The sequence below is a fragment of the Vibrio breoganii genome, assembly GCF_001677275.1.
Classification (GTDB): domain Bacteria; phylum Pseudomonadota; class Gammaproteobacteria; order Enterobacterales; family Vibrionaceae; genus Vibrio; species Vibrio breoganii.
The window spans coordinates 2,378,953-2,404,856 of record NZ_CP016177.1 but is presented as its reverse complement, the minus strand read 5'-3'; the positions used below and the strand labels follow the sequence as shown (position 1 = coordinate 2,404,856).

Below are 25,904 nucleotides of genomic sequence, written 5' to 3'. Positions count from 1 at the left end.
AGGATTACTCCTGAATATGGAAAGTTTGGTTAAATCGGAGAATGCCACTGCCTTTAGAGCCAGCGTCTGCTTTTATCTCAAAGCGATAGGTTTCATTCTCTGTGATTGGCAACTCAGCAAGGTAGTAGATGGCCTCGCCTTGAGTGATTTCTCGAAACTCTAGTGTTCGAGTATTGCCAACAAGATTTTTGGCTGTGCCTTTAAGTGCTACCTGCGTTGGTTTTTTACCAACGCTGTAGAGATCAAGGGCACTGATGTTGATTAGAGCAACGTTTGGGTTTCTCTTTAGTTTCAAATCTCTGGCAATTTCAGGGGCAATGAAGGTGGAATTAAATGCAGAGTAATGCAATTCAATATCCTTCATACGCACAAACTGCTCAGCCCAACTGGGCATGGCAAACCCGGCAATCAATAATGTGCACAGTGCTCTGGTGAGTAGCTTTGTCATTCTTCCCCCTAAAATCATGTTTGAGCCTTATTACAGGCGGTACCAAATTGGACCAAATAGGGTGCTGGTGATATAACCCATCAAAACGTTAGCAAACTGCAATGCAATAAATAGCACCAATACGCTTAAGTCTAGTCCACCCATAGAAGGAAGAATGCGACGAATCGGTGCCAGCATTGGCTCGGTTAATTGATGGAATACGTATTCGATAGGGCTGCGGCCTTGGCTAACCCAGCTAAGGATTGCGCGAAGTAGCAGTACCCAAAACAGAAGCTTACCGCCAGCCTTGATTAGGGCAAGCAAGCCAATGATCAGAAAATCAGGGCTAAAGCCTACTGCGCCATTTGACGCCATCAACATCAGAAGTACAAACTTCAGTACACACAGTGCATAAGCAAAGGTCAGTGTGGCTAAGTCGATATTACCAATGGATGGAATGACGCGACGTAAAGGCTTTAATACCGGCTGGGTAGCTTTCACTATAAATTGAGAGAACGGGTTATAGAAATCAGCGCGAGCTGCCTGCAACCAGATTCTAAGGATGACAACCATGATGTAGAGATCAAAAAAGGTCGTCACTAAAAACTGCATTGAATTCATTACAAATCCTTGATGAGGTTAAAAAAGGGATTCCATCTCTTGCGCACGTTTTACTGCAGCCTGCATGGCGGTAGCAACGGTGTCAGAGAGTTGGTGTTGATTAAATGTGGCAATGGCCTCAGCGGTAGTGCCGCCTTTTGAGGTCACTTGCTGACGAAGAGTTGATAGCTCTAATTCTGGGTTTTCAGCGACCATTTGTGCAGCGCCTATGGCCGATTGCTGTACAAGCATGCGCGCGGTGTCTTTATCAAAACCTTGGGCGATGGCTTCTTGCTGCATGGCTTCCATGAACAAGAAGAAGTAAGCAGGAGAGCTTCCCGCCGCTGCAATAATGGAATTGATTTGAGCCTCTGTCTCCACCCAGCAGATCTTACCTACCGCTTGCATGAGTTCTCCAGCAAAGGCTCTATCTTCTTCACTGATTTGCTCTGGTGCATAAAGGCCACTCATACCAAGCCCAAGCAAGGAAGGGGTGTTTGGCATGACACGTACAAAGTCAGCATCTTGTCCCAGCATTGACTGCAATCTAGGGATCGTAATACCTGCCGCAATAGAGATCAGTAACTTGTTACTAAAGTCGATATCAGAAAGTTCAGCCAATACCTCAGACATAATCTGCGGCTTAACCGAGAGTACTATGACATCCGCTTGAGTGATTGCAGCTCGGTTATCCGATGTCGCAGTAATGGAAAAGCGCTGACTGATTCTGTCACGGCTTTGCTGTGACGGAGCGGTTGCTGTTAATGCGTTCGCGGGGTAACCGCTGTCTAAAAGCCCTGCAATGATGGAGCTAGCCATATTGCCCGAACCAATAAAGGCGATGTTACGTGCTGAATTTGCCAAGAGCTTTATCCCTTACTGTTTGTTTGACTTACTGTTTGCTTGAATAGTCTCGCGCACCAAAAATGGCGGTGCCGATACGAACCATAGTGCTACCGGCTTCGATAGCGGCTTCCATATCACCGCTCATGCCCATAGATAAGGTATCTACCTGAGGATATTGGGCTTTAATCGCCTCAAACAAGTCTTTGAGCTGATTAAAGGCAACGAGTTGTTCCTCATACCCTGCAACCGCTGCGGGTATGGACATTAATCCACGCAAGGTTAGATTTGGTAGCGCTTCAATAGAAGAGGCTAACTCTAACGCTTGCTGAGCTGAAATGCCGGACTTACTCGCCTCACCACTGGTATTGACTTGGATGAGTACCTGCAATGGCTCTTTATCGTCAGGCCTTTGGTCATTAAGACGCTGTGCGATTTTAGCTCGATCAATAGAGTGAACCCAGTCGAAGTTCTCACTAATAGGGCGTGTTTTATTGGATTGTATCGGTCCAATAAAGTGCCATTCTATTTCGAAGTCGCTATGATGTTCTTGAAAGTATTGAACTTTTTCAACACCCTCTTGCACGTAGTTTTCGCCAAATAGACGCTGTCCGGCAACACAAGCGTCTACAATTGCTTGGTTGGGCTTAGTTTTACTTACGGCAAGAAGTTGCACGGAATCAGTTGCGCGCCCAAACTTACGTTCAGACTCTTTAATCTGCTGATGAATATGTTCTAAATTTGATTGGATTGTCTGCATAGTTTTGACTTAACAGGAAATTTTATGGATATCACCGAATTGCTTCGCTTTAGTGTAAAGCATAATGCCTCAGATCTACATCTTTCATCGGGACTACCGCCAATGGTAAGGATTGATGGTGATGTGAGACGCTTGGAAATGCCTGAATTTAGTGAAGCTGAGGTGCATGAACTTATCTTCGACATTATGGATGATGCACAGCGAAGTGAGTTTGAGTCCAATCTTGAGTTGGATTTTTCCATTGAGCTGGGTGGAGTGGGTCGATTTAGGGTTAATGCTTTTAATCAAAGCCGTGGTGCCTCTGCGGTGTTTCGAACCATTCCCACTACTATTCCGACTCTTGAGCAACTTGATTGCCCACCTATATTTGAAAAAATAGCGAATTATGAAAAGGGATTGGTTTTGGTGACTGGGCCTACGGGGTCGGGTAAATCAACCACCTTAGCGGCCATGGTTGATTACATTAATCGTCATCACAATAAACACATCCTAACCATTGAAGACCCTATTGAGTTTGTTCATCAAAGCTCTAAGTGTTTGATCAACCAACGAGAAGTGCATCGTGATACGCATAGCTTCAAGGCGGCGCTTCGTTCTGCACTGCGTGAAGACCCGGATGTGATTCTAGTGGGTGAGCTTCGAGATCAAGAAACCATAAGTCTTGCGCTTACTGCAGCGGAAACGGGGCATTTGGTCTTTGGTACCCTGCACACCAGTTCTGCGGCCAAAACCATAGACCGTATTATTGATGTATTCCCTGCGGGCGATAAAAACATGGTTCGCTCTATGTTGTCAGAGTCATTGCGCGCCGTTATCGCGCAAAAATTGCTAAAGCGTATTGGCGGAGGCCGAGTAGCCTGTCATGAGCTCATGCTGGCGAACCCTGCTATTCGCAACCTTGTTCGAGAGGATAAGGTGGCGCAGATGTATTCCATTATCCAAACTGGCGCGGCTCAAGGCATGAGAACTATGGAGCAATCGGTAAATCAATTGATGCAACAAAATCTGGTTAGCCGCGAAGAAGCAGAGGCTAAGGTTGAGATACAACCTAGCTTAGGTTCTGGCTTTTAGGTGTTGGCAAAACCGACAAGGAGAAGAACATGGAATTAAAAGAACTGTTAGATGCGATGACAGAGCATAAGGCATCGGATCTGTATATCACTGTAGATTCTCCTTGTATGTTTCGAGTGGACGGTGAGCTTCAGCCTTTTGGCGAAAAACTGCATCAATCTGGAGTAACCGCCATCCTTGATAGCATCATGGACAACGATAGGCGTAAAGAATATCGAGCCATTAGGGAAGCAAACTTTGCCATAGAAAGTGAATCGGGACGCTTTAGGGTCAGTGCTTTCTTTCAGAGAGATCTTCCTGGCGCTGTCATTCGTCATATTGAAACCAACATTCCTTCTTTTGATGAGCTTGGCTTACCGGATACGCTAAAAGATCTCGCAATGGTCAAGCGCGGTTTAGTGCTGGTGGTTGGCGCGACGGGCTCAGGTAAATCGACGACGTTAGCCGCTATGGTGGGACATAGAAATCAACACCAACGAGGGCATATTCTTACGGTAGAAGACCCTATCGAGTTTGTGCATCAGCACCAAAAGAGCATAGTCACTCAGCGTGAGGTTGGCTTAGATACTGAGAGCTATGAAATTGCCTTAAAGAACTCTCTAAGACAAGCTCCAGATATGATCGTCATTGGTGAGATTCGAACACCAGAAACCATGCGTTATGCGATGACCTTTGCGGAGACGGGGCACTTGTGTGTTGCGACCTTGCATGCAAACAATGCCAACCAAGCACTAGAACGTATTTTACATTTAGTTCCTCAAGGTCAGCGAGAGCACTTTTTACTCGATCTCTCTCTTAACCTGAAAGGGATCGTAGGTCAGCAACTGCTTAAGGCACAAGATGATAGCGGACGCCATGCCGCACTAGAGATCTTATTGGTGACGCCGAGAGCGTCGGATCTTATTCGTCAGGGAGAGATCGCAGAGATCAAGAACTACATGTCTAAGACCAAGCAGCAGGGGATCTGTACCTTTGATCAATCACTCTTTGATTTAGTCGTGCAGGGTAGGGTGAGTGAGGAAGAGGCTTTGCGAAGCGCAGACTCTGCAAACGATCTGCGCTTAATGCTTAAGAATCATCAAGGGACTAGCAGTAGCGGTCCGTTAGATGATATTAAAATTGATATGGGGTGAGGATCATTCTCCCCATTGACTCTCAAACCAACTTTCTAAAATAACCACAGCAGACTGACAGTCCACATTGCCCTTACTTAGGGCTTTGTAGCCACCCATGGCAAATAGGTCTGCTCTCGCTTCAGTAGTAGAAAGCCTCTCATCGTGAAGCTCTACTTGCACCCCAAAGCGGCCATGAATGCGCTGAGCAAATTTCTTTGCTCTTGGAGTTATGGTCTTTAGGTCTTTACCATGTAGATCTGTTGGCAGGCCTACAACCACAAGGTCGGGTTTCCATTCCTCTAGTAGTGCTCCTATGTCATCCCAGTGTGGGATACCATCCTTCGCCTTAAAGGCCTTTAGCGGAGTGGCGGTGCCTGTTATGTCTTGGCCGATGGCGCTACCAATGCTCTTGGTGCCGTAATCAAACGCCATTATGGTTCTGCTCATGCATGTCCTGCTTGTGTTGATAATTGAGATGCGTCTATGCCTAGCGACTGTACGGCGCTAGCCCAGCGATCTTGTACCGGTGTGGCAAAAATAATATTGGGGTCAGCTTCCATCGTTAACCATGAGTTTTCAGCTAACTCATTCTCCAGCTGCCCAGCCTCCCAGCCCGAATAACCGAGTGTGACAAGGTATTGCTCTGGCTCTTCTTGGGTTCCTAGCACTGACAATATATCTTTAGACGTCGTCATAGTTAGGCCATTGGCCATTTCTATGCTGGACTGATAACTGCCTTTAGGCTGATGAAGGATAAACCCACGGTCTTCTGCGACAGGGCCACCATTGTGTACAGGCTGCTTTAGGCTATCACCGGCCTGGATATGCTCTGATTTCAGTTCTACCTGTTTCAACATGCCACCGACAGTGATGTCGATTGGGGCGTTGATCATGATACCCATAGCGCCATTTTCATTGTGCTCACAGATATAGATAACAGAGCGCTTGAAATAGGGGTCTTGCATTGATGGCATGGCTACTAAGAAGTGATTAGTAAGGTTCATGCGCTACCTCCGAAAACAAGCCACCGCTGTGCGGTGGCTACGCGTTATGCCAAGACGGGGCCTTGAGTTACTTGCCAATGCGTCGCTCAATAGCGTCCATCAGTTTGCCTGTGATTGAAATACCAAACTCAGTTTCAATCTCAACAATACAGGTTGGGCTGGTGACATTGATTTCAGTAACTTTATCGCCGATGACGTCTAGACCAACAAAGATCAATCCTTTCTCTTTAAGTGTAGGACCTATCGCATTGGCTATCGCAAAATCTGTCTCACTTAAAGGACGCGCTTCGCCACGTCCGCCTGCAGCCAAGTTGCCGCGAGTTTCGCCCTTCGCTGGAATACGAGCTAGGCAGTAAGGCATTGGCTCACCATCAACGATCAAAATGCGCTTATCACCATTGCTGATGTCAGGCACAAATGCTTGTGCCATCGCGTAATTTTGTCCGTGGTTAGTCAATGTTTCTATGATGACAGATACGTTTGGATCGCCGTCTTTTACGCGGAAGATAGATGCGCCACCCATACCATCTAGTGGCTTAAGGATCACATCGCCATGCTCCTGTTGGAAGGCTTTGATCTTCTCGGCTTTACGGGTCACGATAGTGGTTGGGGTCATATCGGCAAACCAAGCTGTGTATAGCTTCTCGTTGCAATCGCGCAGGCTTTGAGGCTTGTTGACGATCAGTGTGCCTTCAACTTCGGCACGCTCAAGAATGTAGGTCGCGTAAATATACTCAGTATCAAACGGAGGGTCTTTACGCATCAATACAGCGTCTAGCTCAGAGAGTCTGATGGTTTGCTCTGAAAGGAATTCATACCAAGATTCGGCGTTCTTCTCGATTCTTAGGGTTTTCGTATCAGCAACCGCTACACCTTGATCTAGGTGCAGATCGTTCATTTCCATGTAATGGATCTCGTAGCCACGTTTTTGTGCCTCGAGAAGCATGGCAAAACTTGAATCTTTCTTGATGTTGATGGACGAGATAGGGTCCATCACTATGCCGATCTTGATCATTTATTTCTCCTAGCCAAGGTCGCCAAAGCGAACTTGGAGTGCGGTAATTGCGGTAAGGGCTGCTGTTTCTGTTCTAAGAACGCGCGGCCCCAACAGTGTTTGTTCGAAGTTATGTTCAGTGGTCATGTCGATTTCAGAGCCAGATAGCCCACCCTCAGGACCAATCAATAACTTAACGTGTTTGATTGGTTGTGGAAGGGTGTTAATAGAGTAGGGAGCTCTAGGATGAAGATTGAGCTTAAGCCCTTGATACTCTTCACTGCACCACTCTTCTAATTGCATGATAGGTCTAATCACGGGAACGGCATTGCGACCACTTTGCTCACAAGCTGCAATCGCGATTTTCTGCCACTGCATGAGCTTTTTCTCAAATCGTTTGGCATCGAGTTTAACGCCACAACGTTCAGAAATAAGAGGGGTAATAGTATTGACGCCAAGTTCCACCGATTTTTGAATGGTGAACTCCATCTTATCGCCGCGAGAAACGACTTGTCCTAGATGGATATCGAGTGGTGATTCGACACTGTGCTGTTGAGAATCCGTTATCTCAACTGCGACATTTTTCTTAGAAACCTCTGTAATAACAGCGGAATACTCTACATCGCTGCCATCAAACAAGGTAACTGCTTGTCCTGTCTGCATTCTTAATACACGACCAATGTGCCCTGCGGCATCATCACATAACTGGACATGTGTAGCTGAAGACAAAGACTCAGGATGATATATCCTTGGTGTACGCATTAAATTCTTACCCGTAACTAACTGAACTCACTAAATATGGTTGCTATGGTAGCAAATAACAAGAGGTGTAGCGCAGTCTGATAGAGATGAATTTTTAGTGTATACACGCTTGCTCAACGAATGGGTTTGAATTGCCCTGAGCTTCGGAGATCAATTGATTGCGCTGGCATTCCCAGTCAGTCACAGCGTAGGTTTTGTTCCACGCCTGCATTAGCTTGATTTGTTGATCGGATAGAGTGATGGGATATTGCTTCTCCATATACAGATAGGTGCGAGCAATAGCGCCTCGAGATTGCGCTGGTGGCATCGCCTTGTCATCTTTAAAGCTAATCTGCATTTGGCATTGACCATAGCTAACCCCGCGTTCCCCGTTCCATTGGTTGAAATCAAAGTTCGAGCGATCACCATTCACTTCGCCAATCGCGGGCACTAGGTTGTGCAGATCGGCTTCCATTTCTTTATAGATGGGGTCGCTCTTAGTACAATTCGAGCGGCCACCTTCTTGCCAGCATTGTCTTTGCTTGCCAAGGTGTGCTGCAGGAACGACATGCTCCCACTCAATACGGTTTGCGCGTCGCTCTTGCTTGCGAACTTGGTAGCCGCAATCAGCCAGTTGCGGGGTACCTTTCTTCCCTTGCCAATCTATCTTACACCCACAGTAAAAGGACTCGGGGTGTTGCTGATAGATACCAACGGCAAGTTGCTTAGACTTATAGAAGGATTGCGGTTTAGCATCAACCGATGCAGCAACAAGTACTAGGCTGATAATTGGAAAAATAAAGCGTATCAAGAATAAACAACGTTCAATGAGGAGAAACAGAGCGTAGGATAACGATTTTTAAATAAATTGACCAGATTTTGTTCAACTGAGTATGACGGTACTTCCAGTGGAGTTAGTTCGTTTTATAAGAAACAGGTGCGTTGATTAGCTGAGCTGCTTGCCAGTGAAGGTTAATCCGTTACCACAACTGCGACAGGTATATTGGCTCTCTCTGCGCAGGACCTTGTTGTGGCGGCGAATAGAAAGAGGATAGCTACGACAGCCACACTGATATTCAAAGGTTTTACCTTGTACTGAACTGACATCCATAGTGTGGGTTCGCTCAGGCTTAATGCCAAACACTTTAGCCATCACGTATTGCCACTCTTTACCATGAGGCCTAACTCTGCCAAACACCTGATGGGTGATTAGGTGTGCTAACTCGTGTGGTAGCACTTCATCTATAAACGCTTGTTGGTTTTCAGCAAATAACACTTTATTCAGTTTGATGGTATTGAGTTGCAACAACGCTTTGCCGGCTGCTTTTCCTCGCATATCGACTTCTACTTTGGGTATAGGGAAGCTTTGCTGGAAGTGCTTATTTGCAACCTCTATTAGCTGTGCTGTTGTCTTGGAGAGTTGATACTGAATCGGGGTCATTAAATTGAGTGTACTAACTGTATATGCATGCACTCTAGCGCAATCTGTTTATACAAAAAAGAGGCAACCTTATTTAGGATGGGTCACAGAGATAAAAAAGGGAAGCGAATGCTTCCCTAGTAAAGAACAGCTAAATTAGTGCTTCTTTTGAATGGTGGCATGATAAGCATGCCATGTGCCATACCCAAGAATTGGCATGGTGACTATCATGCCGATCCCGTAAGTTGCAAATCCTATCAATACGCCACCACAAATCATTGCAGCCCATACTAGCATTGGTCCTGGATTGCTGCGAACAGCGTTAAAGCTGGTAAATACCGCGGTCATAATATCTACCCTGCGCTCTAGCATCAGTGGCATTGAGAATACTGAAATACTGAATACGACGGATGCCAAGATGAAGCCTGCAATTGACCCTGTAATGAGGAAGGGCGCAAATTCAACGATGCTAGCCCCTTCAACTGAAGGGTAGAGAGCGTGTAGTAATGCAGCCACTCTCATCCAGAAAATCATGGCTACCACTAACAGGACGGCAAAACTCCATTGAGAGGTTGAATTACGCCCAATGGCTTTCATGGAATGAAGCAAGCTAGGCTGTTTTCCTCGTTCTCTCGCCCAGCTGGCATCGTATAGACCCAGAGCGAGGAAGGGGCCGATTAGCATGTACACAATAAGAGCGGGGAGTATCACTAGATGTGAATGATTCCCTTGCAGATAGATAAGGCCAACAATGCCAGCCGCCGCGGCGGCAAAGCAGATTCCATAGAAAAGACTAATTAGTGGTGACTTAACAAGGTCATTAAGCCCCAGCGATAACCACTGAAAGGGATCGCTAATGGTGATTTTGTTGCACGGCAGTGTCTTTGCGTAGTCACTGTCTTTGACTTCTGTTGTTTTCTGGAAGCCGTCTTCATCGTATGTACGAGGCATGGTAATCCTCCTGATTCTGTCCCGTAATGATTACCCTCGATGCATAGAGCAGCGCATCTCTAATAGAAAGACCAAGGGAGTTTGCCTGTTATTAATACGACCCTCTTGTTAAAAAAGTTGATCAGTTTAACAGTTTGTTAACTTTTATAACTATCGTCTTGGATGAGGGGAATTACAAATTTTGTGCGGAAATTAATCAGAAGGAGGTAGGTTTGAAGCAAAAAAAACCTCAGCACCATGGCTGAGGTCTTAGCAATCGTGTTTTTAAGCTTACTTGATGCCTGCGAAATCTTTAAGGATTTCTGCTTTATCGGTTGCTTCCCATGGGAACTCTTCGCGACCGAAGTGGCCGTATGCAGCAGTTTGCTTGTAGATAGGCTGAAGTAGGTTCAGCATCTCTTGTAGACCGTATGGGCGTAGGTCAAAGTTTTGACGAACCGCTTCAATGATGATCTCGTGAGCTACTTTCTCAGTACCAAAGGTTTCAACCATGATAGACGTTGGATCAGCAACACCGATAGCGTAAGACAGTTGAATCTCACAACGGTCAGCCATGCCAGCAGCAACGATGTTTTTCGCAACGTAACGAGCGGCGTATGCTGCAGAGCGGTCAACTTTTGATGGATCTTTACCAGAGAATGCACCGCCACCGTGACGAGCTGCGCCGCCGTAGGTATCAACGATGATCTTACGACCCGTTAGACCACAGTCACCCATTGGGCCACCGATTACGAAACGGCCTGTTGGGTTGATGAAGAAGTTAGTGTCTTTGTTGATCCACTCAGAAGGAAGTACTGGCTTGATGATTTCTTCCATCACTGCTTCACGTAGGTCAGGTGTTGTTACTGAATCACAGTGTTGAGTTGAAAGAACAACAGCATCGATACCAACAATCTTACCTTGGTCGTACTGGAAGGTTACCTGAGACTTAGCATCTGGACGAAGGAAGTCTAGCTTGCCACTCTTACGTACTTCAGCTTGCTTCTTAACAAGAAGGTGAGAGTAAGTAATTGGAGCTGGCATTAGGATAGGCGTTTCATTAGTCGCGTAACCAAACATGATACCTTGGTCGCCTGCGCCTTGATCTTTAGGGTCTGCTTTATCAACACCTTGGTTGATGTCTGGAGACTGCTTACCAATGGTGTTTAGTACCGCACAAGAGTCCGCATCAAAGCCCATGTCTGAGTGTACGTAACCGATGTCACGAACGGTTTGACGAGTTAGTTCTTCGATATCAACCCAAGCAGAGGTAGTGACTTCACCACCCACCATTACCATGCCTGTCTTCACGTAGGTTTCACAAGCAACGCGAGCTTTTGGGTCTTGCTCAAGAATTGCATCTAGAACCGCATCAGAGATTTGGTCTGCGATTTTATCTGGATGGCCTTCTGATACTGACTCAGAAGTAAACAGGTGCTTAGCCATGATGGGCTCCCTTATTTCTTAGTTAAGAAAAGACGCATCTTGGCGTCTTTTGAATCGTGCTGTTTAGTAGGTGTTTCTACTTCTAGACGTCTATTCTAATTTTGAATGTGTGAAATACAAGCTTTTTTACGATTTAAGTGAGCCAAACGTTTGCGCTGGGTCACACAAGTTTTTAGTTAAAATAGTGAGATGTTAAACAAATTAATCTCTCATAGTTTGAATTTTGCTCGGGAAAGGGTTTGCAGTAATAGAGGCGCTTTGCGACAATAACGGCGCCCAACACCCTCCGTTGGGATCAGGACTTATTTTTAATAAATTGCTTATGCATTCAGGAGCAGACATGTCTTCTCGTAAAGATCTAGCCAATGCAATCCGTGCTCTTAGCATGGATGGTGTTCAACAAGCTAACTCTGGTCACCCAGGTGCACCTATGGGTATGGCTGACATCGCTGAAGTACTTTGGCGTGGTCATTTGAACCATAACCCACAAAACCCAGAGTGGGCTGACCGCGACCGTTTTATTCTGTCAAATGGTCACGGATCAATGCTGATCTACTCTCTGCTTCATTTGACGGGTTACGAGTTATCTATCGATGACCTTAAGAACTTCCGTCAGTTGCACTCTAAAACTCCAGGCCACCCAGAATATGGTTACGCACCTGGTATCGAGACCACGACAGGTCCTCTAGGTCAAGGCATCACCAACGCGGTTGGTATGGCAATGGCTGAAAAAGCACTTGCAGCACAGTTCAACAAAGAAGGTCACGACATTGTTGACCACTACACCTATGCATTCATGGGTGACGGCTGTCTGATGGAAGGTATCTCACACGAGGCGTGTTCTCTTGCGGGTACTCTAGGTCTTGGCAAGCTAGTTGCTTTCTGGGATGACAACGGCATCTCTATCGATGGTGAAGTTGAAGGCTGGTTCTCTGATGATACGCCTAAGCGTTTTGAAGCGTACGGCTGGCATGTCATTCCAGCAGTAGATGGCCATGATGCACAAGCAATCAACGCGGCTATCCTTGCGGCAAAAGCAGACCCTCGTCCAACACTTATCTGTACTAAGACAGTGATTGGCTTTGGTTCTCCAAACAAAGCGGGCACGCACGACTGTCACGGCGCACCACTGGGTCAAGACGAAATCGTTGCGACTAAAGCAGCCCTTGGTTGGGAGCACGGTCCATTTGACGTTCCTGCTGACATCTATGCAGAGTGGGACGCTAAAGAGTCTGGCGCTGCAAAAGAAGCGGCTTGGAATGCAAAATTTGAAGCTTACGCAGCAGCATACCCTGCTGAAGCGGCTGAGCTTAAACGTCGCGTTAACGGCGAACTTCCAGCAGAGTGGGAAGAGAAAGCAAACCAAATCATTGCTGACCTTCAAGCAAACCCTGCCAACATTGCATCACGTAAAGCATCACAAAACGCACTAGAAGCGTTTGGTCAAATGCTTCCTGAGTTCATGGGTGGGTCTGCTGACCTTGCGCCATCAAACCTAACCATGTGGTCTGGCTCTAAGTCTCTTGAAGCAAATGACTTCTCGGGCAACTACATCCACTACGGTGTACGTGAGTTCGGCATGACGGCTATCATGAACGGTATTGCTCTACACGGCGGTTTCGTACCGTACGGCGCAACCTTCCTAATGTTCATGGAATACGCCCGTAACGCAATGCGCATGGCTGCTCTGATGAAGATTCAGAACATTCAAGTTTACACTCATGACTCTATCGGTCTGGGTGAAGATGGCCCAACTCACCAACCGGTTGAGCAAATGGCATCTCTACGTCTGACTCCAAACATGAGCACATGGCGTCCATGTGACCAAGTTGAGTCTGCAGTAGCATGGAAACTGGCTATCGAGCGTAAAGACGCGCCTACGGCGCTAATCTTCTCTCGTCAAAATCTAGCACAGCAAGAGCGTGACGCTTCTCAAGTGGCTGACATCGCTAAGGGTGCTTACATCCTTAAAGATTGTGCTGGCACTCCAGAGCTCATCATCATTGCAACAGGTTCTGAAGTAGAACTAGCAGTTGCAGCGCAAGCTGAACTAACAGCAGCAGGCAAAGCGGTACGTGTAGTATCAATGCCTTCTACTGACGCGTTCGACAAGCAAGATGAAGCGTACCGCGAGTCAGTACTACCATCATCAGTCACTAAACGCATCGCGGTAGAAGCGGGCATCGCTGACTTCTGGTACAAGTACGTTGGCTTCGGTGGCAAGATCATCGGCATGACTACCTTCGGTGAATCTGCTCCAGCAGGCGAACTATTCAAGATGTTCGGCTTTACTACTGAAAACGTAGTGAACACAGCGAAAGAGCTTCTAGCTTAATAGCTTAGGACTTTCTTGAAAGACAAAAACCAGCAGTTTACTGCTGGTTTTTTTATGTTCGGAATAATGTTGTGATCTGATAAACTCTCGCACCATTACTATAATAGTAGGCCTTGGTGGGAGTGTAGGTATGCTAAGAGTCGCAATAAATGGATTTGGTCGTATCGGGCGCAATGTGTTGCGTGCAGTTTATGAGAGCGGTAAGCAAGACTTAATAAAGGTGGTGGCAGTTAATGAACTGGCGCAGCCGGATGCTATGGCGCATCTTCTTCAATACGACACCAGTCACGGACGCTTTCACCACAAGGTTAGCCATACTCAAGAGTATCTGAATATCCATCACCTCGATGGTAGTAAGGATGAGATTCGTATCTTGCATCTTGCTGAGCTGGATTTGCTTCCTTGGCGTGATCTTGATGTGGATATCGTGCTGGATTGCACCGGCGTCTACGGCACTCAAGCGGATGGTCAGCAGCATATCTTAGCTGGGGCGGATAAGGTTCTATTTTCTCATCCTGGTTCTCAGGACCTTGATAACACCATTATCTACGGCATCAACCACGAAACCCTGAAGCCTGAGCATAAAGTGGTGTCTAATGGTTCGTGTACCACAAACTGTATTGTGCCAATTATCAAGGTGTTAGATGATGCCTATGGTATTCAAAGAGGCACTATTACTACTATTCACTCGTCGATGAATGATCAGCAGGTGATTGATGCCTATCATCCGGATCTGAGACGAACACGCAGTGCCAGCCAGTCGATTATTCCTGTGGATACCAAGCTCCACAAAGGCATAGAAAGAATATTCCCGAAATTTGAAAACAAGTTTGAGGCGATATCTGTGCGTGTGCCCACAGTAAATGTCACGGCGATGGATCTCAGTGTAACTTTAGATACAAACGTGAAAGTTAATGACGTAAATCAAACCATCCTGCAGGCGTCTCAGTGTACATTACAGTCGATAGTTGACTATACTGAAGCGCCGCTTGTTTCGATAGATTTTAACCACGACTCCCACAGTGCGATTGTCGATGGTTCGCAGACCCGTGTCAGTGATGGCCAACTAGTGAAGATGCTAGTGTGGTGTGACAATGAATGGGGCTTTGCAAATAGGATGCTAGATACGGCCTTAGCGATGCATACTTCACATTAATTACATTGCGTGAAATAAATCAGTAGCTTTTTTGTTCTAGCTCTTGAACTATTAAACAAACGGCCCAATGTAAGCTTACATTAGATGGATTTCGAACGCTTGTGCTTGCAGGTTGCGAGGGCAGGTGGAAAGTTTTTAAATTAAAACCTTAGAGGACTAACAATGTCTGTAATCAAGATGACTGACCTGGAACTAGCAGGTAAACGCGTATTTATCCGTGCCGACCTAAACGTTCCTGTAAAAGACGGTAAAGTAACTTCTGATGCTCGTATCCTTGCATCTCTTCCTACTATTAAGCGTTGCCTAGAAGCTGGCGCTAAAGTAATGGTTACTTCTCACCTAGGTCGTCCAACTGAAGGCGAATACGCAGAAGAGTTCTCACTACTACCAGTAGTAAACTACCTAAACGACGCACTAGATTGCGAAGTTAAACTAGCGAAAGACTACCTAGAAGGTCTTGAACTAAACGCTGGTGAGCTAGTTGTTCTTGAGAACGTTCGTTTCAACAAAGGCGAGAAGAAAAACGAAGAAGAGCTATCTAAGAAATACGCTGCTCTTTGTGACATCTTCGTTATGGATGCATTTGGTACAGCTCACCGCGCGCAAGCGTCTACTCACGGTGTAGGTACTCACGCTCCTGTAGCTTGTGCTGGTCCTCTACTTGCTGCTGAGCTTGAAGCTCTTGGCAAAGCAATGGATAACCCTGAGCGTCCACTAGTTGCTATCGTAGGCGGTTCTAAAGTATCTACTAAGCTGACTGTTCTTGAGTCACTTTCTAAAATTGCTGATCAACTTGTTGTTGGTGGCGGTATCGCAAACACCTTTATCGCAGCTGAAGGCCACAACGTAGGTAAGTCTCTATACGAAGCAGACCTAGTTGAAACGGCTCAGAAACTAATGAAAGAGTGTGCAATTCCAGTTGCGACTGACGTTGCATGTGCAAAAGCATTTGACGAAAACGCAGAAGCTGAAATCAAGCATGTTTCTGAAGTTCAAGACGACGACATGATCTTCGACCTTGGCCCAGATTCAACTGCAGCACTTGCTGAAATCATCGGCAATGCAAAAACTATCCTTTGGAACGGCCCTGTAGGCGTATTCGAATTTAAAAACTTCGAAGCGGGTACAGCGGGTATCTCTAAAGCAATCGCTGACTCTGCAGGTTTCTCTGTAGCAGGTGGCGGTGACACGCTAGCAGCTATCGACAAGTTCGGTATCAAGGCTGACGTTTCTTACATCTCAACGGGTGGCGGTGCTTTCCTTGAGTTTGTAGAAGGTAAAGTTCTTCCAGCAGTTGCTATGCTAGAAGAGCGCGCAAAAGCGTAATTTTTTAAGGCGAGGACTTTGTTCTCGCCTTTTTGTTAATTTTGCTACAATGCTTTGCGTTGTAAGCAAGGTTTTTTAATCTTTGCAAAAGTGCAATTTAATACTAAACGACAGAAAATAGGACTTATTCCATGTCTAAGATCTTCGATTTTGTAAAACCAGGTGTTATCTCTGGCGACGACGTTCAAAAAGTTTTTGAAGTAGCAAAAGAAAACAAATTTGCTCTTCCAGCGGTAAACGTTGTAAACACAGACTCTGTAAATGGTGTACTAGAAGCTGCGGCTAAAGCTAAAGCTCCAGTAGTAGTTCAGTTCTCTAACGGCGGTGCTGGTTTCTTCGCTGGTAAAGGCGTGAAACTAGAAGGTCAAGGTGCTCAAATCCTTGGTGCTGTTGCAGGCGCTAAATACGTGCACGCTGTTGCTGAATCTTACGGTGTGCCAGTTATTCTTCACACTGACCACGCAGCTAAGAAACTTCTTCCTTGGATTGACGGTCTACTAGACGCAGGTGAAGAGTTCTTCGCTCAAACTGGTAAGCCTCTATTCTCTTCTCACATGATTGACCTTTCTGAAGAGTCTCTAGAAGAGAACATCGAAATCTGTGCTAAGTACCTAGAGCGTATGGCTAAACTAGGCATGACTCTAGAAATCGAACTAGGTTGTACTGGCGGTGAAGAAGACGGCGTAGATAACTCTGACATGGACGCATCTGAGCTTTACACTTCTCCAGAAGACGTTGCTTACGCATACGAGAAACTAAGCGCTATCAGCCCTCGTTTCACTATCGCAGCATCTTTCGGTAACGTACACGGTGTTTACCAAGCGGGTAACGTAGTTCTTACTCCAACTATCCTACGTGACTCTCAAGCATACTGTGCAGAGAAGTTCGGTATCGCACCTAACGCTCTAAACTTCGTATTCCACGGTGGTTCTGGTTCTTCTGAAGCAGAAATCAAAGAGTCTATCGGCTACGGTGTTATCAAAATGAACATCGATACTGATACACAGTGGGCTACTTGGGACGGCATCCGTTCTTACGAAGCTGAAAACCGTGATTATCTACAAGGTCAAATCGGTAACCCTAAAGGTGAAGACCAACCAAACAAGAAGTACTACGATCCACGCGTATGGCTACGTGCAGGTCAAGCTTCTATGGTTACTCGTCTTGAGAAAGCATTTGCTGACCTTAACGCGGTTGACGTACTGTAATAAGTTTGCAACTTATTAATTAATTTAGAAAAACCCGCTTTTATAGCGGGTTTTTTTTGTCTTCTGTACTATAGTTTTTTAGTGTTATTCTTATAATTTGCAGGAAGCTGAGTTTTAACAGATACCTGACCTAAAATGCACATACACAAGTATGATGCTGTCGCATTTCAGTTGTAACACTTTATTACGGAAGAGAAACTTACAATGTCACAAGAAACCCCTGAAGTACCAGAAGTCCCAAGCGTCGATGCCCTTCACGAAGGGATGCAGGAAGCGCATACCTGGCTAACCAATAACTCTGATTTGTTGATTGGTTATGCTGTGAATATTATTACCGCTGTACTGATCCTGTTTATCGGTAATATCGTTACCAAGATGGTCGCTAATAGCGTCTCCAAGATGCTTGAAAAACGTCGTATGGATAAAGCGGTCGTTGATTTTGTTCATGCTTTAGTTCGTTATCTATTATTTGTTATTGTTCTGATTGCTGCCCTTGGACGTTTAGGGGTTCAAACGGCATCGGTTGTTGCTGTCATTGGTGCCGCAGGTTTAGCGGTTGGTCTTGCATTGCAAGGCTCACTATCAAACTTTGCAGCAGGCGTTCTTATTGTCGCTTTCCGTCCATTTAAATCGGGTGACTATGTTGAGGTAGGCGGTGTTGCAGGTTCTGTAGATTCTATTCAGATCTTCCAAACAGTGCTGACTACCCCAGATAACAAAATGGTAGTAGTGCCTAATGGTGGCGTAATTGGCAGTCCTATTACCAACTACTCAAGGCATGCAACGCGACGTGTTGACCATATCATCGGCGTCTCTTATAGCGCAGACCTTAAGAAGACTGAGCAGGTTATCCGTCAGACTCTTGAAGCCGACGAGCGTCTTCTAAAAGACAAGGGTATCCAGATTGGTGTACTTGCTCTTGCAGACTCATCAGTAAACTTCGTCGTTCGCCCTTGGTGTCGTACAGAAGATTACTGGGATGTGTACTTTGATACCCTCCAAGCCATTAAGATTGCGCTTGATGAGAATGGTATCGAGATCCCATTCCCGCAAATGGATGTACATCTCAACAAAGTCGAGTCGTAATCGATATTGATAGTTTATATAGCGCGCCTGATGGCGCGCTTTTTCGTTTATGGGCATGTGCAACCTTCTGCGCTTTGAGTAGTCAAAAAAGAAACAGCAAATGGAGAGTAATATGAAAATGGTCAAGTTGATGTTTGGTGCGCTTTTATCGATATGGGTTGTCAGTGCGCAGGCGCAGTCGTTCGACTTCCCTCACTTAAGCACGACCGGTTATGGAGAGGTTCTTGCCGAACCAGATATGGCGGAATTTTCAGTACAGGTAGTGGCAATCAAGGACAGTGCTGAAGAAGCGAAATCAGAGGTTGATTCAGTGGTGGATAAGTTCCTTGCCAGTTTACAAACTGCGGGACTCTCTCGAGAAGATATTCAAAGTGGTAACATCCAACTCATGCCTCAAATGCATTATCCGAAAAATGCCAAGCCAGAACAAAAGGGTTATAGAGCCTCTAGGCAAGTGAGGGTGACCGTTGATGAATTAACATCTTTACCCAAGTTACTTGATGTAGCACTGGAATCAGGCATCAATCGTATCGATCAAGTACAGCTGAGCGTAAAAGATCCTTCGAAGTATCAAGCCATTGCCCGTAGTGAAGCCATTAAAGACGCACAAGCAAAAGCAAAGTCAGTAGCTGAAGGCTTTGATAAGACCTTAGAAGGCGTGTGGCAGGTTAATTACCAATCCCCACAAGTTAGACCTATGCTTTCTAGAAGTATGGCTATGGATGCGTCAGAGCGCTCAAATAGCTATCAAGATGCAACCATAGTGATCAAAGATAGAGTGCAGGTAGTTTATAAACTGAAGTAGTGAACACCAGAGAGAAGAAAGCCCCTGTAACGATATTCGCTACAGGGGCTTTTGTATTTTTATACTTTACAACAGCTTAGTGAAGTAGGCGGGCACGGATAGTACCGTCGATCTCTTTAAGTTTTGCCAATGCTTCTTCTGAACGCTCAGCTTCAACATCGATAACCACATAACCAAGATCACCGTTTGTTTGTAGATACTGACCTGCGATGTTAATGCCGGCGCTCGCAAAGATGGTGTTGATTTGTGTTAGTACACCTGGACGGTTTTCATGGATGTGAAGTAAGCGAGAAGCACTTTGATGTTGTGGCAAAGATACCTCAGGGAAGTTCACGCTTGAAAGCGTTGAACCGTTATCTGAGTATTTCGCTAGCTTTCCAGCAACCTCTACACCGATATTCTCTTGAGCTTCTTGTGTTGAACCACCCACATGCGGAGTCAGGATAACGTTATCAAACTGCATTAGTGGAGATTCAAATGGGTCAGCGTTGGTTTTTGGCTCTACAGGGAACACGTCCACAGCTGCGCCGCCAAGGTGGCCTGAGTCAAGTGAAGCACACAGTGCTGGGATATCAACAACTGTGCCGCGTGCCGCATTGATAAAGATAGCGCCAGGCTTCATTAGAGCGAACTCATTAGCGCCCATCATATCTTTGGTTCCTGGGGTTTCAGGCACGTGCAGACTGATAACATCACATTTGTTGAGTAGTTCAGCCATCGTTTGTACTTGGGTCGCGTTACCTAGTGAAAGCTTGTTCTCAATGTCATAGAAGTAGACTCGCATGCCAAGGTTTTCAGCGATAATACCTAGCTGGGTGCCGATATGACCGTAGCCGATGATACCCAAACGCTTTCCACGAGCTTCGTAAGAGTTGTCTGCACTTTTCTTCCAGATACCACGGTGGGCGAGGGCGTTCTTTTCTGGAATGCCACGCATAAGTAATAAGATTTGTCCCAGCACTAATTCAGCAACACTACGAGTATTAGAGAATGGTGCGTTGAATACCGGCACGCCTTTAGCCGCCGCTGCATTCAGGTCAACTTGGTTTGTACCGATACAGAAACAACCGATAGCAACTAACTTGTTGGCCGCAGCCAATACGCGCTCATTTAGGTTAGTGCGAGAGCGAATACCGACGAAATGCACATCCTTTATCGCTTCTATTAACTCTTCTTCCGAGATTGAGCCTTTGTGGTATTCAATGTTGGAGTAACCTGCCGCCTCTAACACTTCAACTGACGAAGGGTGCAGACCTTCAAGAAGCAAGATTTTTATCTTATCTTTGTGTAAAGAGACTCTGGTCATAACGGTTATTCCTTAACATATGGGTAAATTAATTTCGAAAAGCAAACGTTTTCTAAAAGTGAACTCTCTCTAAATTATCAAAAAAAGAACAATTTGGGTAAGAAAATTACAATAAAAAAAAAGCAGACGCTCTTTTGAGCCTCTGCTTTTTCATTTGAATAGCAAAATCAAGTGGTTAGCTATGCATTAATAGCTAAAAACTATATCTTATTCTTCAATTTTCGCGCCTTCTGGCGTGCCTGTAATAACCACATCCGCACCGCGATGAGCAAATAGGCCAACGGTAACTACACCAGGTAGAGCGTTCACCTGATCTTCAAGTTGTTTAGGGTTAGTGATCTTCATGTTGTACACATCAAGGATCACGTTGCCGTTGTCTGTGATGCAGTCTTCACGATAGACAGGGTCACCACCTAATTTAACTAGCTCACGCGCCACATAAGAGCGTGCCATAGGGATAACTTCAACCGGAAGAGGGAACTCACCCAGCACATCAACCGCTTTGGTGCCGTCAACGATACACACGAATTTCTCTGAGATAGCGGCAACAATTTTTTCGCGAGTCAGTGCAGCGCCGCCGCCCTTAATCATATCTTTATCCGCATTGATTTCATCAGCGCCATCAACATAGACACTTAAAGAGGCAACTTCATTGCAATCAAACACTTTAATGCCCAGTTGCTCAAGTTTCTCTGTAGATGCAACAGAGCTTGATACTGCCCCTTTAATTTTATCGCTCATGGTACCCAAGGCGTCGATAAAGTGGTTTACGGTAGAGCCCGTACCAACACCGACGATTGTGTCAGGTTCAACGTAATTAAGCGCTGCCCAACCAGCTTCTTTTTTCATTTCATCTTGGGTCATTCTGATTCTCCAGATAAGAGGTAAAGGGGGTCGTCGCGATTATATACTCATTGATAGAATATTTGAATCGACAAGGGGGGATTACCAACTCCAGGTTTTACTTGGAGTAATGATTTTGTCCAATGGCACATCCCAGTCCTTGCTCGGCAACTTCTCGAGTTGTTGGCATTCGTGTGCGATACCTATCGGCTTTGGAGTGGGACTATCAATAAAGGGAGTTAAGGTGCGGTCATAATATCCACCGCCCATTCCTAGTCTGTGCCCCCGAGTATCAAAGGCCACTAACGGCGTAAAGATGATATCCAAATCGGCCACCGGTACGATTTCCGTCACCGATAATTTGGGCTCAAGAATGCCATATTTGTTGGGAATGAGCTTGGTGTTTGCGGTGAAACGAAGAAACAGTAGCTGCCCTTTAGAAAACGGATGAAGTACAGGGATACAAGTGTTGATGTTGTTCTTCCAGCACCATTGTATGGCTAGGCTTGGATCTATTTCGCCATCATTGGCGAGATACAGGGCTACATTTTTGGCGCTTGCCAGTTCAGGTAGTTGGCGAAACTGAGTCACTAATTGAGAGGCTGCTGAGTGTTGTTCTGATTCAGTGAGTGCCACACGAAGCGTGCGGATGTGTTTGCGAATGTCACTACGAGTGATGAGTGATTGCATGAGGGACCCCAGAGTGCCGTTGCGGATTTTGGCCCTTGAACCAGCTGGTTCAAGGCGGATCAGCAATGTTGACCGTAGGCTTCTCGATACGAGTCGAGCTTGCTCAATAGCCATCAAGTACTAACCCTTAAGGATTGCTTATCGGCTCAGGGACATAAATCCAGCTGACGCACACCCCAGGGTAATTTTAATTCTGCCATCCACTTGGCTATGTATTGTTACTCTTTAGTTAGAGCTTTGTCTAGCTTGCCATCGAGTAGTTCTAAGCGTTGCTCGATATCATGCTGAATTTCAGAAGAAATTTCTTTTTCTAGTAATTCGTAGCAAACGTTAAGCGCTGCGATAGTTAGAAGTTTTTCGGTATTGGCGACTTTTGTCTTCTCAGCCATATCCTTGATGCGCTGATCAAGATTTTGCGCTGCTTGACGTAAAGCACCCTCTTTGCCCGTTGGACAATTAACGCGAGTAATCTTACCTAAAATTTCGACTTCAACTGCTTGATTGCTCATGCTCGACAACTCGTTACCGCTCCAAAAAAGCCTTGTGCGTCCAGTGCACCTTTAGGCAAGAAACTATAGAAAAACCCCCACTAAGATTCAAGCTTTTCCGCTCATGTACGAGAGATAGGGGGCTCAACTAGCTAGAAACAGAGCAATTTGCTCAATTGCTCGACATTCTCAGTATAACCTAGATGTGATTGATACGAAAAATGAGAGAGCTGAGTCTAGTTTTGCGTCTGTATCGAGTCTTAACCAAATGATAAGATAACCACATTACTCCCATTTAGGACACCCTTTTATGAGCCAAACCTCTTTACCTAATTACCTATCCGTTGCTGATGAACTTAAAACAGCCGGCATTGCCGTGACCCCAGCAGAGATGCATGGCCTACTTATTGGTATGTTAAGTGGTGGATTAGCGAAAGACAGTGATGCATGGCAAGCACTGTTGTTTGACTACACCAATGACGGTATGGGCTGGCCGATGGCATGTTTGGCTCTCGCAGAGCAGACCTTAAAGGTCGCTCGAGAAGAGTTGGCTGATGACAACTTTGAATTAAGTATTTTATTGCCGGTAGACAGCAATATCGTTGAGTACTCAGGGGCATTGAGTGAATGGGTAAGCCACTTTGTATCAGGGTTAGGCTTGATAGATGCACAGGTAAACAAAGCCAGTGAGCAAACCAAAGAGGCACTTCAAGACTTGCTAGAGATCGCAAAGTTAGAAGTTGACCCTGAAGATGATCTAGAGGAACAGGCGGTTCTGCTGGAGCAGGTGCTAGAGCATGTTAAAGTTTGTGCGTTAACGGTTCACGCTGAGCTGGGCACAAAGCCCGCAAAGCCTGAAACGAAAACAGTTCATTAATCGCGCGATACAATAAGGAAGTTTGCTTTGCAGTACGATGTGGTGGTGATTGGTGGTGCGATGAGCGGGGCAACGTTAGCTCTGGCATTGAGTCGCATGGCAAATAAAAAAGTAGCTGTAGTAGAAGCGATTGCCGATTCTTCAAAGCACCCTGGGTTTGACTCCAGAGCCATTGCCCTTTCACTAGGCAGTGTCGATCTATTACGCCATTATGGGCTTTGGGATGACATCCAGCCGAAGGCTACCGCAATTAAATCTATTGATGTATCGGACCGTGGTCACTTTGCGCAAACAGGGTTTGATGCAGAGCAACTGGGCAAAGAGTTGCTCGGTTCTGTGGTCGAACTCGCTGATGTAGGCGCAGTCTATCGAGAAAAGCTGCAGCTAGATCCCAACATCGATCTCTTTTGTCCTGATGCAATCGAGCAACTTATTCAGCATCAAGAGGGTGTTGAAGCGGTTCTTCGCTCAGGAACAACGCTGAGTGCAAAGCTTGTCGTAGCGGCGGATGGTGCAAATTCCAAAGTGGCTGAGCTTATCAATGTGTCCAAATCTGTGGATGATTTCGAGCAGCATGCGTTGATAGCAAATATTGAACTTGAACAACCGCATCACAATCGAGCCTATGAACGTTTTACTTCTCATGGCCCTGTGGCGTTATTACCAATGGCAGACAATCGTATGTCATTGGTGTGGTGCATGACAGAGTCTATGTTGCAGCAGGCTTTATCTTGGAATGAAGAGCAATTTTTATCTGAACTACAACAAGAGTTTGGCTGGCGCTTAGGTCGCTTTAATAAAGTGGGAAGCCTTGCCAGTTATCCTTTGATACTACACAAAAGAGATCGCCTGACTCATCACCGCGTGGCGTTTGTCGGCAATGCGGCTCAGACGCTTCATCCCATAGCAGGGCAGGGTTTTAACCTTGGTATTCGCGATGTAGCAACACTGGTTGATGTCGCTACTAAATACACAGATAGTGGTGAGTATGCTTGTTTGGCGGAGTTTAAGTGCCTTCGTGAACAAGATCGCGAAGCGACCTGCACTATGACCTCTTCTTTGGTAAGAATATTTTCAAATGAATGGCTGCCTATGGTGGTCGCTCGAAATCTAGGGCTCGCTATTTTTGATATAGCCCCCTCCATGCAAGGCCCGGTTAAAAATCGTAGCCTAGGACTGGTGTAGAACACAGAATGATGAAAAATGTAGATTTGGTGATTGTTGGTGGCGGCATGGTTGGATTGACGCTTGCCCTGGCCTTAAAAGAAACCGATATTCGAATTGCGATTATTGAAAGCAACGAGCCCAACGAGATTACTCCGTTAGCCACTTCTCGCGTATCAGCATTGAGCCGTGCCAGTGAAAAAATTCTAGCAAGACTGGGGGCTTGGGAGGGTATTGCTCATCATCGCTGCACCGCCTATTCAGCCATGCAAGTATGGGAAAAAGATACCTTTGCCAAGATAGACTTCTCGGCCAAAGACCTGCATGAAACGAACCTTGGGTATATTGTTGAGAATCAGATTATCCAGCACTTCCTTGTTGAACAAGTGAAGCAATTGCCAAACGTCAGCCTCTTCCAGCCCAATAAGTGCTCTAACTTAGCGGTAGGAGAAAGAGAAGCGTGGTTAACCCTTGATAATGGCCTGAACTTGACCGCCAAGCTTGTGGTTGCCGCTGATGGAGCGAATTCATGGGTGCGCCAACAGCAAGACTTCCCGTTGACTGAGTGGGACTATGACCACACTGCCATCGTGACCAATGTGACAATGGCGGAGCCCCATAATGGTATAGCAAGACAGGTCTTTACCGAAACCGGCCCATTAGCCTTCTTACCTCTTCATGAACCGAATCTGTGCTCTATCGTTTGGTCACAAACTACAGATAAAGCTCAGCAGTTAATGGCGCTGTCAGAGGAAGACTTCTGCAAGCAATTAGCAGTCGATTTTGATATGCGCTTAGGTCAGGTTAAGCACTTAACCACCAGACAAGCCATTCCTTTAAAGATGCGCTATGCACGAGACTTTGCAAAGAACAGAGTGGCTCTGATTGGTGATGCAGCGCATACGATCCACCCTCTGGCAGGACAGGGCGTTAACCTTGGCCTTCTTGATGCGGCAACCTTGGCCCAAGAAATCGAACAATACTGGAACACAGGCAAAGATATTGGTGATTACGCCAATTTGCGTCATTTTGAGCGCTGGAGAAAAACTGAAGCGGTGAAGATGATCTCTAGTATGCAGGGCTTTAAAGAGTTGTTTAACGGAGGCGATCCGTTAAAGAAATTACTGCGCGGCGTAGGGATGAATCTTGCTGGGACATTACCGGGCGTAAAGAATGAAGTAATGAAGCATGCTTTAGGCTTGAAGGGAGACCTTCCTAGGCTAGCCAAATAGCAAAACTTGAAATAAAAAAAAGGAGGCGAGAGCCTCC

27 protein-coding genes and 1 other RNA gene are annotated in these 25,904 nt (G+C 45.9%); 11 read left to right on the top strand and 17 right to left on the bottom strand.

Features of this window, described 5'->3' with window-relative positions:
• Nucleotides 1-4: 4 nt before the first annotated feature.
• Genes A6E01_RS11095 through A6E01_RS11080 form a run of 4 tightly spaced genes read right to left on the bottom strand, consistent with a single transcriptional unit; the run spans nt 5 to nt 2,630 of the window.
• Entirely contained in the window at nt 5-448 is a 444-nt protein-coding gene (locus A6E01_RS11095; RefSeq protein WP_017032834.1) for a DUF4426 domain-containing protein, read from the bottom strand.
• Nucleotides 449-478: 30 nt separating this feature from the next.
• Nucleotides 479-1,048, bottom strand: coding sequence for a YggT family protein (locus tag A6E01_RS11090; protein WP_065210226.1), 570 nt, complete (start codon nt 1,046-1,048; stop codon nt 479-481).
• 18 nt (nt 1,049-1,066) lie between these two features.
• Nucleotides 1,067-1,891: a pyrroline-5-carboxylate reductase gene (proC, locus tag A6E01_RS11085; RefSeq protein WP_017027142.1), complete on the bottom strand. Its 825-nt coding sequence runs from the start codon at nt 1,889-1,891 to the stop codon at nt 1,067-1,069.
• Nucleotides 1,892-1,919: 28 nt separating this feature from the next.
• Entirely contained in the window at nt 1,920-2,630 is a 711-nt protein-coding gene (locus tag A6E01_RS11080; protein WP_017027143.1) for a YggS family pyridoxal phosphate-dependent enzyme, read from the bottom strand.
• A gap of 24 nt (nt 2,631-2,654) precedes the next feature.
• Here A6E01_RS11080 and A6E01_RS11075 point away from each other — a divergent pair, with 24 nt between their 5' ends.
• Together A6E01_RS11075 and A6E01_RS11070 are read left to right on the top strand one after the other, a co-directional pair.
• The gene (locus A6E01_RS11075; protein ID WP_017027144.1) at nt 2,655-3,701 is read left to right on the top strand and encodes a type IV pilus twitching motility protein PilT; all 1,047 of its coding nucleotides are present in this window, start codon (nt 2,655-2,657) and stop codon (nt 3,699-3,701) included.
• Between the two features lie 29 nt (nt 3,702-3,730).
• Nucleotides 3,731-4,834 carry a PilT/PilU family type 4a pilus ATPase gene (locus A6E01_RS11070; protein WP_017027145.1) on the top strand — a complete coding sequence of 368 codons (1,104 nt, stop codon included), beginning with the start codon at nt 3,731-3,733 and terminating at the stop codon, nt 4,832-4,834.
• A gap of 3 nt (nt 4,835-4,837) precedes the next feature.
• On the opposite strand, the gene ruvX is transcribed toward A6E01_RS11070, so the two are convergent.
• The 8 genes from ruvX to metK form a co-directional block, all read right to left on the bottom strand.
• Nucleotides 4,838-5,263: a Holliday junction resolvase RuvX gene (gene ruvX / locus A6E01_RS11065; RefSeq protein ID WP_017027146.1), complete on the bottom strand. Its 426-nt coding sequence runs from the start codon at nt 5,261-5,263 to the stop codon at nt 4,838-4,840.
• On the bottom strand, nt 5,260-5,820 hold the full coding sequence (locus A6E01_RS11060; protein ID WP_017027147.1) for a YqgE/AlgH family protein: 561 nt from the start codon (nt 5,818-5,820) through the stop codon (nt 5,260-5,262). Before A6E01_RS11060 ends, ruvX begins: the two co-directional genes overlap by 4 nt.
• 67 nt (nt 5,821-5,887) lie before the next feature.
• On the bottom strand, nt 5,888-6,835 hold the full coding sequence (gene gshB / locus A6E01_RS11055; RefSeq protein ID WP_017027148.1) for a glutathione synthase: 948 nt from the start codon (nt 6,833-6,835) through the stop codon (nt 5,888-5,890).
• 9 nt (nt 6,836-6,844) lie between these two features.
• The gene (gene rsmE, locus A6E01_RS11050; RefSeq protein WP_017027149.1) at nt 6,845-7,576 is read right to left on the bottom strand and encodes a 16S rRNA (uracil(1498)-N(3))-methyltransferase; all 732 of its coding nucleotides are present in this window, start codon (nt 7,574-7,576) and stop codon (nt 6,845-6,847) included.
• Between the two features lie 94 nt (nt 7,577-7,670).
• Complete coding sequence (locus tag A6E01_RS11045; RefSeq protein WP_017027150.1) at nt 7,671-8,366, bottom strand: endonuclease; 696 nt, start codon at nt 8,364-8,366, stop codon at nt 7,671-7,673.
• A gap of 135 nt (nt 8,367-8,501) precedes the next feature.
• The gene (locus A6E01_RS11040; RefSeq protein WP_017027151.1) at nt 8,502-8,996 is read right to left on the bottom strand and encodes a SprT family zinc-dependent metalloprotease; all 495 of its coding nucleotides are present in this window, start codon (nt 8,994-8,996) and stop codon (nt 8,502-8,504) included.
• Between the two features lie 135 nt (nt 8,997-9,131).
• Nucleotides 9,132-9,926: a DUF2189 domain-containing protein gene (locus tag A6E01_RS11035; protein ID WP_017027152.1), complete on the bottom strand. Its 795-nt coding sequence runs from the start codon at nt 9,924-9,926 to the stop codon at nt 9,132-9,134.
• A gap of 270 nt (nt 9,927-10,196) precedes the next feature.
• Nucleotides 10,197-11,351 carry a methionine adenosyltransferase gene (gene metK / locus A6E01_RS11030; protein WP_017027153.1) on the bottom strand — a complete coding sequence of 385 codons (1,155 nt, stop codon included), beginning with the start codon at nt 11,349-11,351 and terminating at the stop codon, nt 10,197-10,199.
• Nucleotides 11,352-11,691: 340 nt separating this feature from the next.
• Between metK and tkt the strand changes: the two genes are divergently transcribed.
• From tkt to A6E01_RS11000, 6 genes are all read left to right on the top strand, one after another.
• On the top strand, nt 11,692-13,686 hold the full coding sequence (tkt, locus tag A6E01_RS11025; protein WP_065210225.1) for a transketolase: 1,995 nt from the start codon (nt 11,692-11,694) through the stop codon (nt 13,684-13,686).
• 130 nt (nt 13,687-13,816) lie between these two features.
• Entirely contained in the window at nt 13,817-14,842 is a 1,026-nt protein-coding gene (gene epd / locus A6E01_RS11020) for an erythrose-4-phosphate dehydrogenase (protein WP_065210224.1), read from the top strand.
• Nucleotides 14,843-15,004: 162 nt separating this feature from the next.
• Nucleotides 15,005-16,168 (top strand): phosphoglycerate kinase, encoded by a 1,164-nt coding sequence (locus A6E01_RS11015; RefSeq protein WP_017027156.1) that lies wholly within the window; start codon nt 15,005-15,007, stop codon nt 16,166-16,168.
• 131 nt (nt 16,169-16,299) lie between these two features.
• Nucleotides 16,300-17,376 (top strand): class II fructose-bisphosphate aldolase, encoded by a 1,077-nt coding sequence (fbaA, locus tag A6E01_RS11010; protein WP_017027157.1) that lies wholly within the window; start codon nt 16,300-16,302, stop codon nt 17,374-17,376.
• Nucleotides 17,377-17,640: 264 nt separating this feature from the next.
• Nucleotides 17,641-18,462 (top strand): small-conductance mechanosensitive channel MscS, encoded by an 822-nt coding sequence (gene mscS, locus A6E01_RS11005; protein ID WP_102322193.1) that lies wholly within the window; start codon nt 17,641-17,643, stop codon nt 18,460-18,462.
• A gap of 112 nt (nt 18,463-18,574) precedes the next feature.
• Nucleotides 18,575-19,267, top strand: coding sequence for an oxidative stress defense protein (locus A6E01_RS11000; protein WP_065210223.1), 693 nt, complete (start codon nt 18,575-18,577; stop codon nt 19,265-19,267).
• A gap of 76 nt (nt 19,268-19,343) precedes the next feature.
• On the opposite strand, the gene serA is transcribed toward A6E01_RS11000, so the two are convergent.
• From serA to zapA, 5 genes are all read right to left on the bottom strand, one after another.
• On the bottom strand, nt 19,344-20,573 hold the full coding sequence (serA, locus tag A6E01_RS10995; RefSeq protein ID WP_017027160.1) for a phosphoglycerate dehydrogenase: 1,230 nt from the start codon (nt 20,571-20,573) through the stop codon (nt 19,344-19,346).
• Between the two features lie 207 nt (nt 20,574-20,780).
• The gene (gene rpiA, locus A6E01_RS10990) at nt 20,781-21,437 is read right to left on the bottom strand and encodes a ribose-5-phosphate isomerase RpiA (RefSeq protein WP_017027161.1); all 657 of its coding nucleotides are present in this window, start codon (nt 21,435-21,437) and stop codon (nt 20,781-20,783) included.
• Between the two features lie 81 nt (nt 21,438-21,518).
• Nucleotides 21,519-22,106, bottom strand: coding sequence for a 5-formyltetrahydrofolate cyclo-ligase (locus tag A6E01_RS10985; RefSeq protein WP_065210222.1), 588 nt, complete (start codon nt 22,104-22,106; stop codon nt 21,519-21,521).
• Between the two features lies 1 nt (nt 22,107).
• Nucleotides 22,108-22,292: non-coding RNA, 6S RNA (ssrS, locus tag A6E01_RS10980), on the bottom strand.
• A gap of 32 nt (nt 22,293-22,324) precedes the next feature.
• Nucleotides 22,325-22,615, bottom strand: coding sequence for a cell division protein ZapA (gene zapA / locus A6E01_RS10975; protein WP_017027163.1), 291 nt, complete (start codon nt 22,613-22,615; stop codon nt 22,325-22,327).
• Nucleotides 22,616-22,904: 289 nt separating this feature from the next.
• On the opposite strand from zapA, the gene A6E01_RS10970 reads away from it, so the two are divergent.
• From A6E01_RS10970 to A6E01_RS10960, 3 genes are read left to right on the top strand one after another with little or no spacing between them, the layout of a single operon-like run.
• On the top strand, nt 22,905-23,471 hold the full coding sequence (locus A6E01_RS10970) for a YecA/YgfB family protein (protein ID WP_017027164.1): 567 nt from the start codon (nt 22,905-22,907) through the stop codon (nt 23,469-23,471).
• A 27-nt stretch (nt 23,472-23,498) separates the two neighbouring features.
• Nucleotides 23,499-24,656: a 2-octaprenyl-6-methoxyphenyl hydroxylase gene (gene ubiH / locus A6E01_RS10965; RefSeq protein WP_017027165.1), complete on the top strand. Its 1,158-nt coding sequence runs from the start codon at nt 23,499-23,501 to the stop codon at nt 24,654-24,656.
• Nucleotides 24,657-24,664: 8 nt separating this feature from the next.
• Entirely contained in the window at nt 24,665-25,867 is a 1,203-nt protein-coding gene (locus tag A6E01_RS10960; RefSeq protein ID WP_065210221.1) for an FAD-dependent 2-octaprenylphenol hydroxylase, read from the top strand.
• Nucleotides 25,868-25,904: the final 37 nt, after the last annotated feature.

Bases quoted from the DNA above. Each gene is read 5' to 3' on its own strand.
- A6E01_RS11095 (WP_017032834.1), bottom strand. From the start codon at position 448: ATGACAAAGCTACTCACCAGAGCACTGTGCACATTATTGATTGCCGGG.
- A6E01_RS11090 (WP_065210226.1), bottom strand. From the start codon at position 1,048: ATGAATTCAATGCAGTTTTTAGTGACGACCTTTTTTGATCTCTACATC.
- A6E01_RS11080 (WP_017027143.1), bottom strand. From the start codon at position 2,630: ATGCAGACAATCCAATCAAATTTAGAACATATTCATCAGCAGATTAAA.
- A6E01_RS11075 (WP_017027144.1), top strand. From the start codon at position 2,655: ATGGATATCACCGAATTGCTTCGCTTTAGTGTAAAGCATAATGCCTCA.
- A6E01_RS11070 (WP_017027145.1), top strand. From the start codon at position 3,731: ATGGAATTAAAAGAACTGTTAGATGCGATGACAGAGCATAAGGCATCG.
- ruvX (WP_017027146.1), bottom strand. From the start codon at position 5,263: ATGAGCAGAACCATAATGGCGTTTGATTACGGCACCAAGAGCATTGGT.
- A6E01_RS11060 (WP_017027147.1), bottom strand. From the start codon at position 5,820: ATGAACCTTACTAATCACTTCTTAGTAGCCATGCCATCAATGCAAGAC.
- gshB (WP_017027148.1), bottom strand. From the start codon at position 6,835: ATGATCAAGATCGGCATAGTGATGGACCCTATCTCGTCCATCAACATC.
- rsmE (WP_017027149.1), bottom strand. From the start codon at position 7,576: ATGCGTACACCAAGGATATATCATCCTGAGTCTTTGTCTTCAGCTACA.
- A6E01_RS11040 (WP_017027151.1), bottom strand. From the start codon at position 8,996: ATGACCCCGATTCAGTATCAACTCTCCAAGACAACAGCACAGCTAATA.
- A6E01_RS11035 (WP_017027152.1), bottom strand. From the start codon at position 9,926: ATGCCTCGTACATACGATGAAGACGGCTTCCAGAAAACAACAGAAGTC.
- metK (WP_017027153.1), bottom strand. From the start codon at position 11,351: ATGGCTAAGCACCTGTTTACTTCTGAGTCAGTATCAGAAGGCCATCCA.
- tkt (WP_065210225.1), top strand. From the start codon at position 11,692: ATGTCTTCTCGTAAAGATCTAGCCAATGCAATCCGTGCTCTTAGCATG.
- epd (WP_065210224.1), top strand. From the start codon at position 13,817: ATGCTAAGAGTCGCAATAAATGGATTTGGTCGTATCGGGCGCAATGTG.
- A6E01_RS11015 (WP_017027156.1), top strand. From the start codon at position 15,005: ATGTCTGTAATCAAGATGACTGACCTGGAACTAGCAGGTAAACGCGTA.
- fbaA (WP_017027157.1), top strand. From the start codon at position 16,300: ATGTCTAAGATCTTCGATTTTGTAAAACCAGGTGTTATCTCTGGCGAC.
- mscS (WP_102322193.1), top strand. From the start codon at position 17,641: ATGCAGGAAGCGCATACCTGGCTAACCAATAACTCTGATTTGTTGATT.
- A6E01_RS11000 (WP_065210223.1), top strand. From the start codon at position 18,575: ATGAAAATGGTCAAGTTGATGTTTGGTGCGCTTTTATCGATATGGGTT.
- serA (WP_017027160.1), bottom strand. From the start codon at position 20,573: ATGACCAGAGTCTCTTTACACAAAGATAAGATAAAAATCTTGCTTCTT.
- rpiA (WP_017027161.1), bottom strand. From the start codon at position 21,437: ATGACCCAAGATGAAATGAAAAAAGAAGCTGGTTGGGCAGCGCTTAAT.
- A6E01_RS10985 (WP_065210222.1), bottom strand. From the start codon at position 22,106: ATGCAATCACTCATCACTCGTAGTGACATTCGCAAACACATCCGCACG.
- zapA (WP_017027163.1), bottom strand. From the start codon at position 22,615: ATGAGCAATCAAGCAGTTGAAGTCGAAATTTTAGGTAAGATTACTCGC.
- A6E01_RS10970 (WP_017027164.1), top strand. From the start codon at position 22,905: ATGAGCCAAACCTCTTTACCTAATTACCTATCCGTTGCTGATGAACTT.
- A6E01_RS10960 (WP_065210221.1), top strand. From the start codon at position 24,665: ATGATGAAAAATGTAGATTTGGTGATTGTTGGTGGCGGCATGGTTGGA.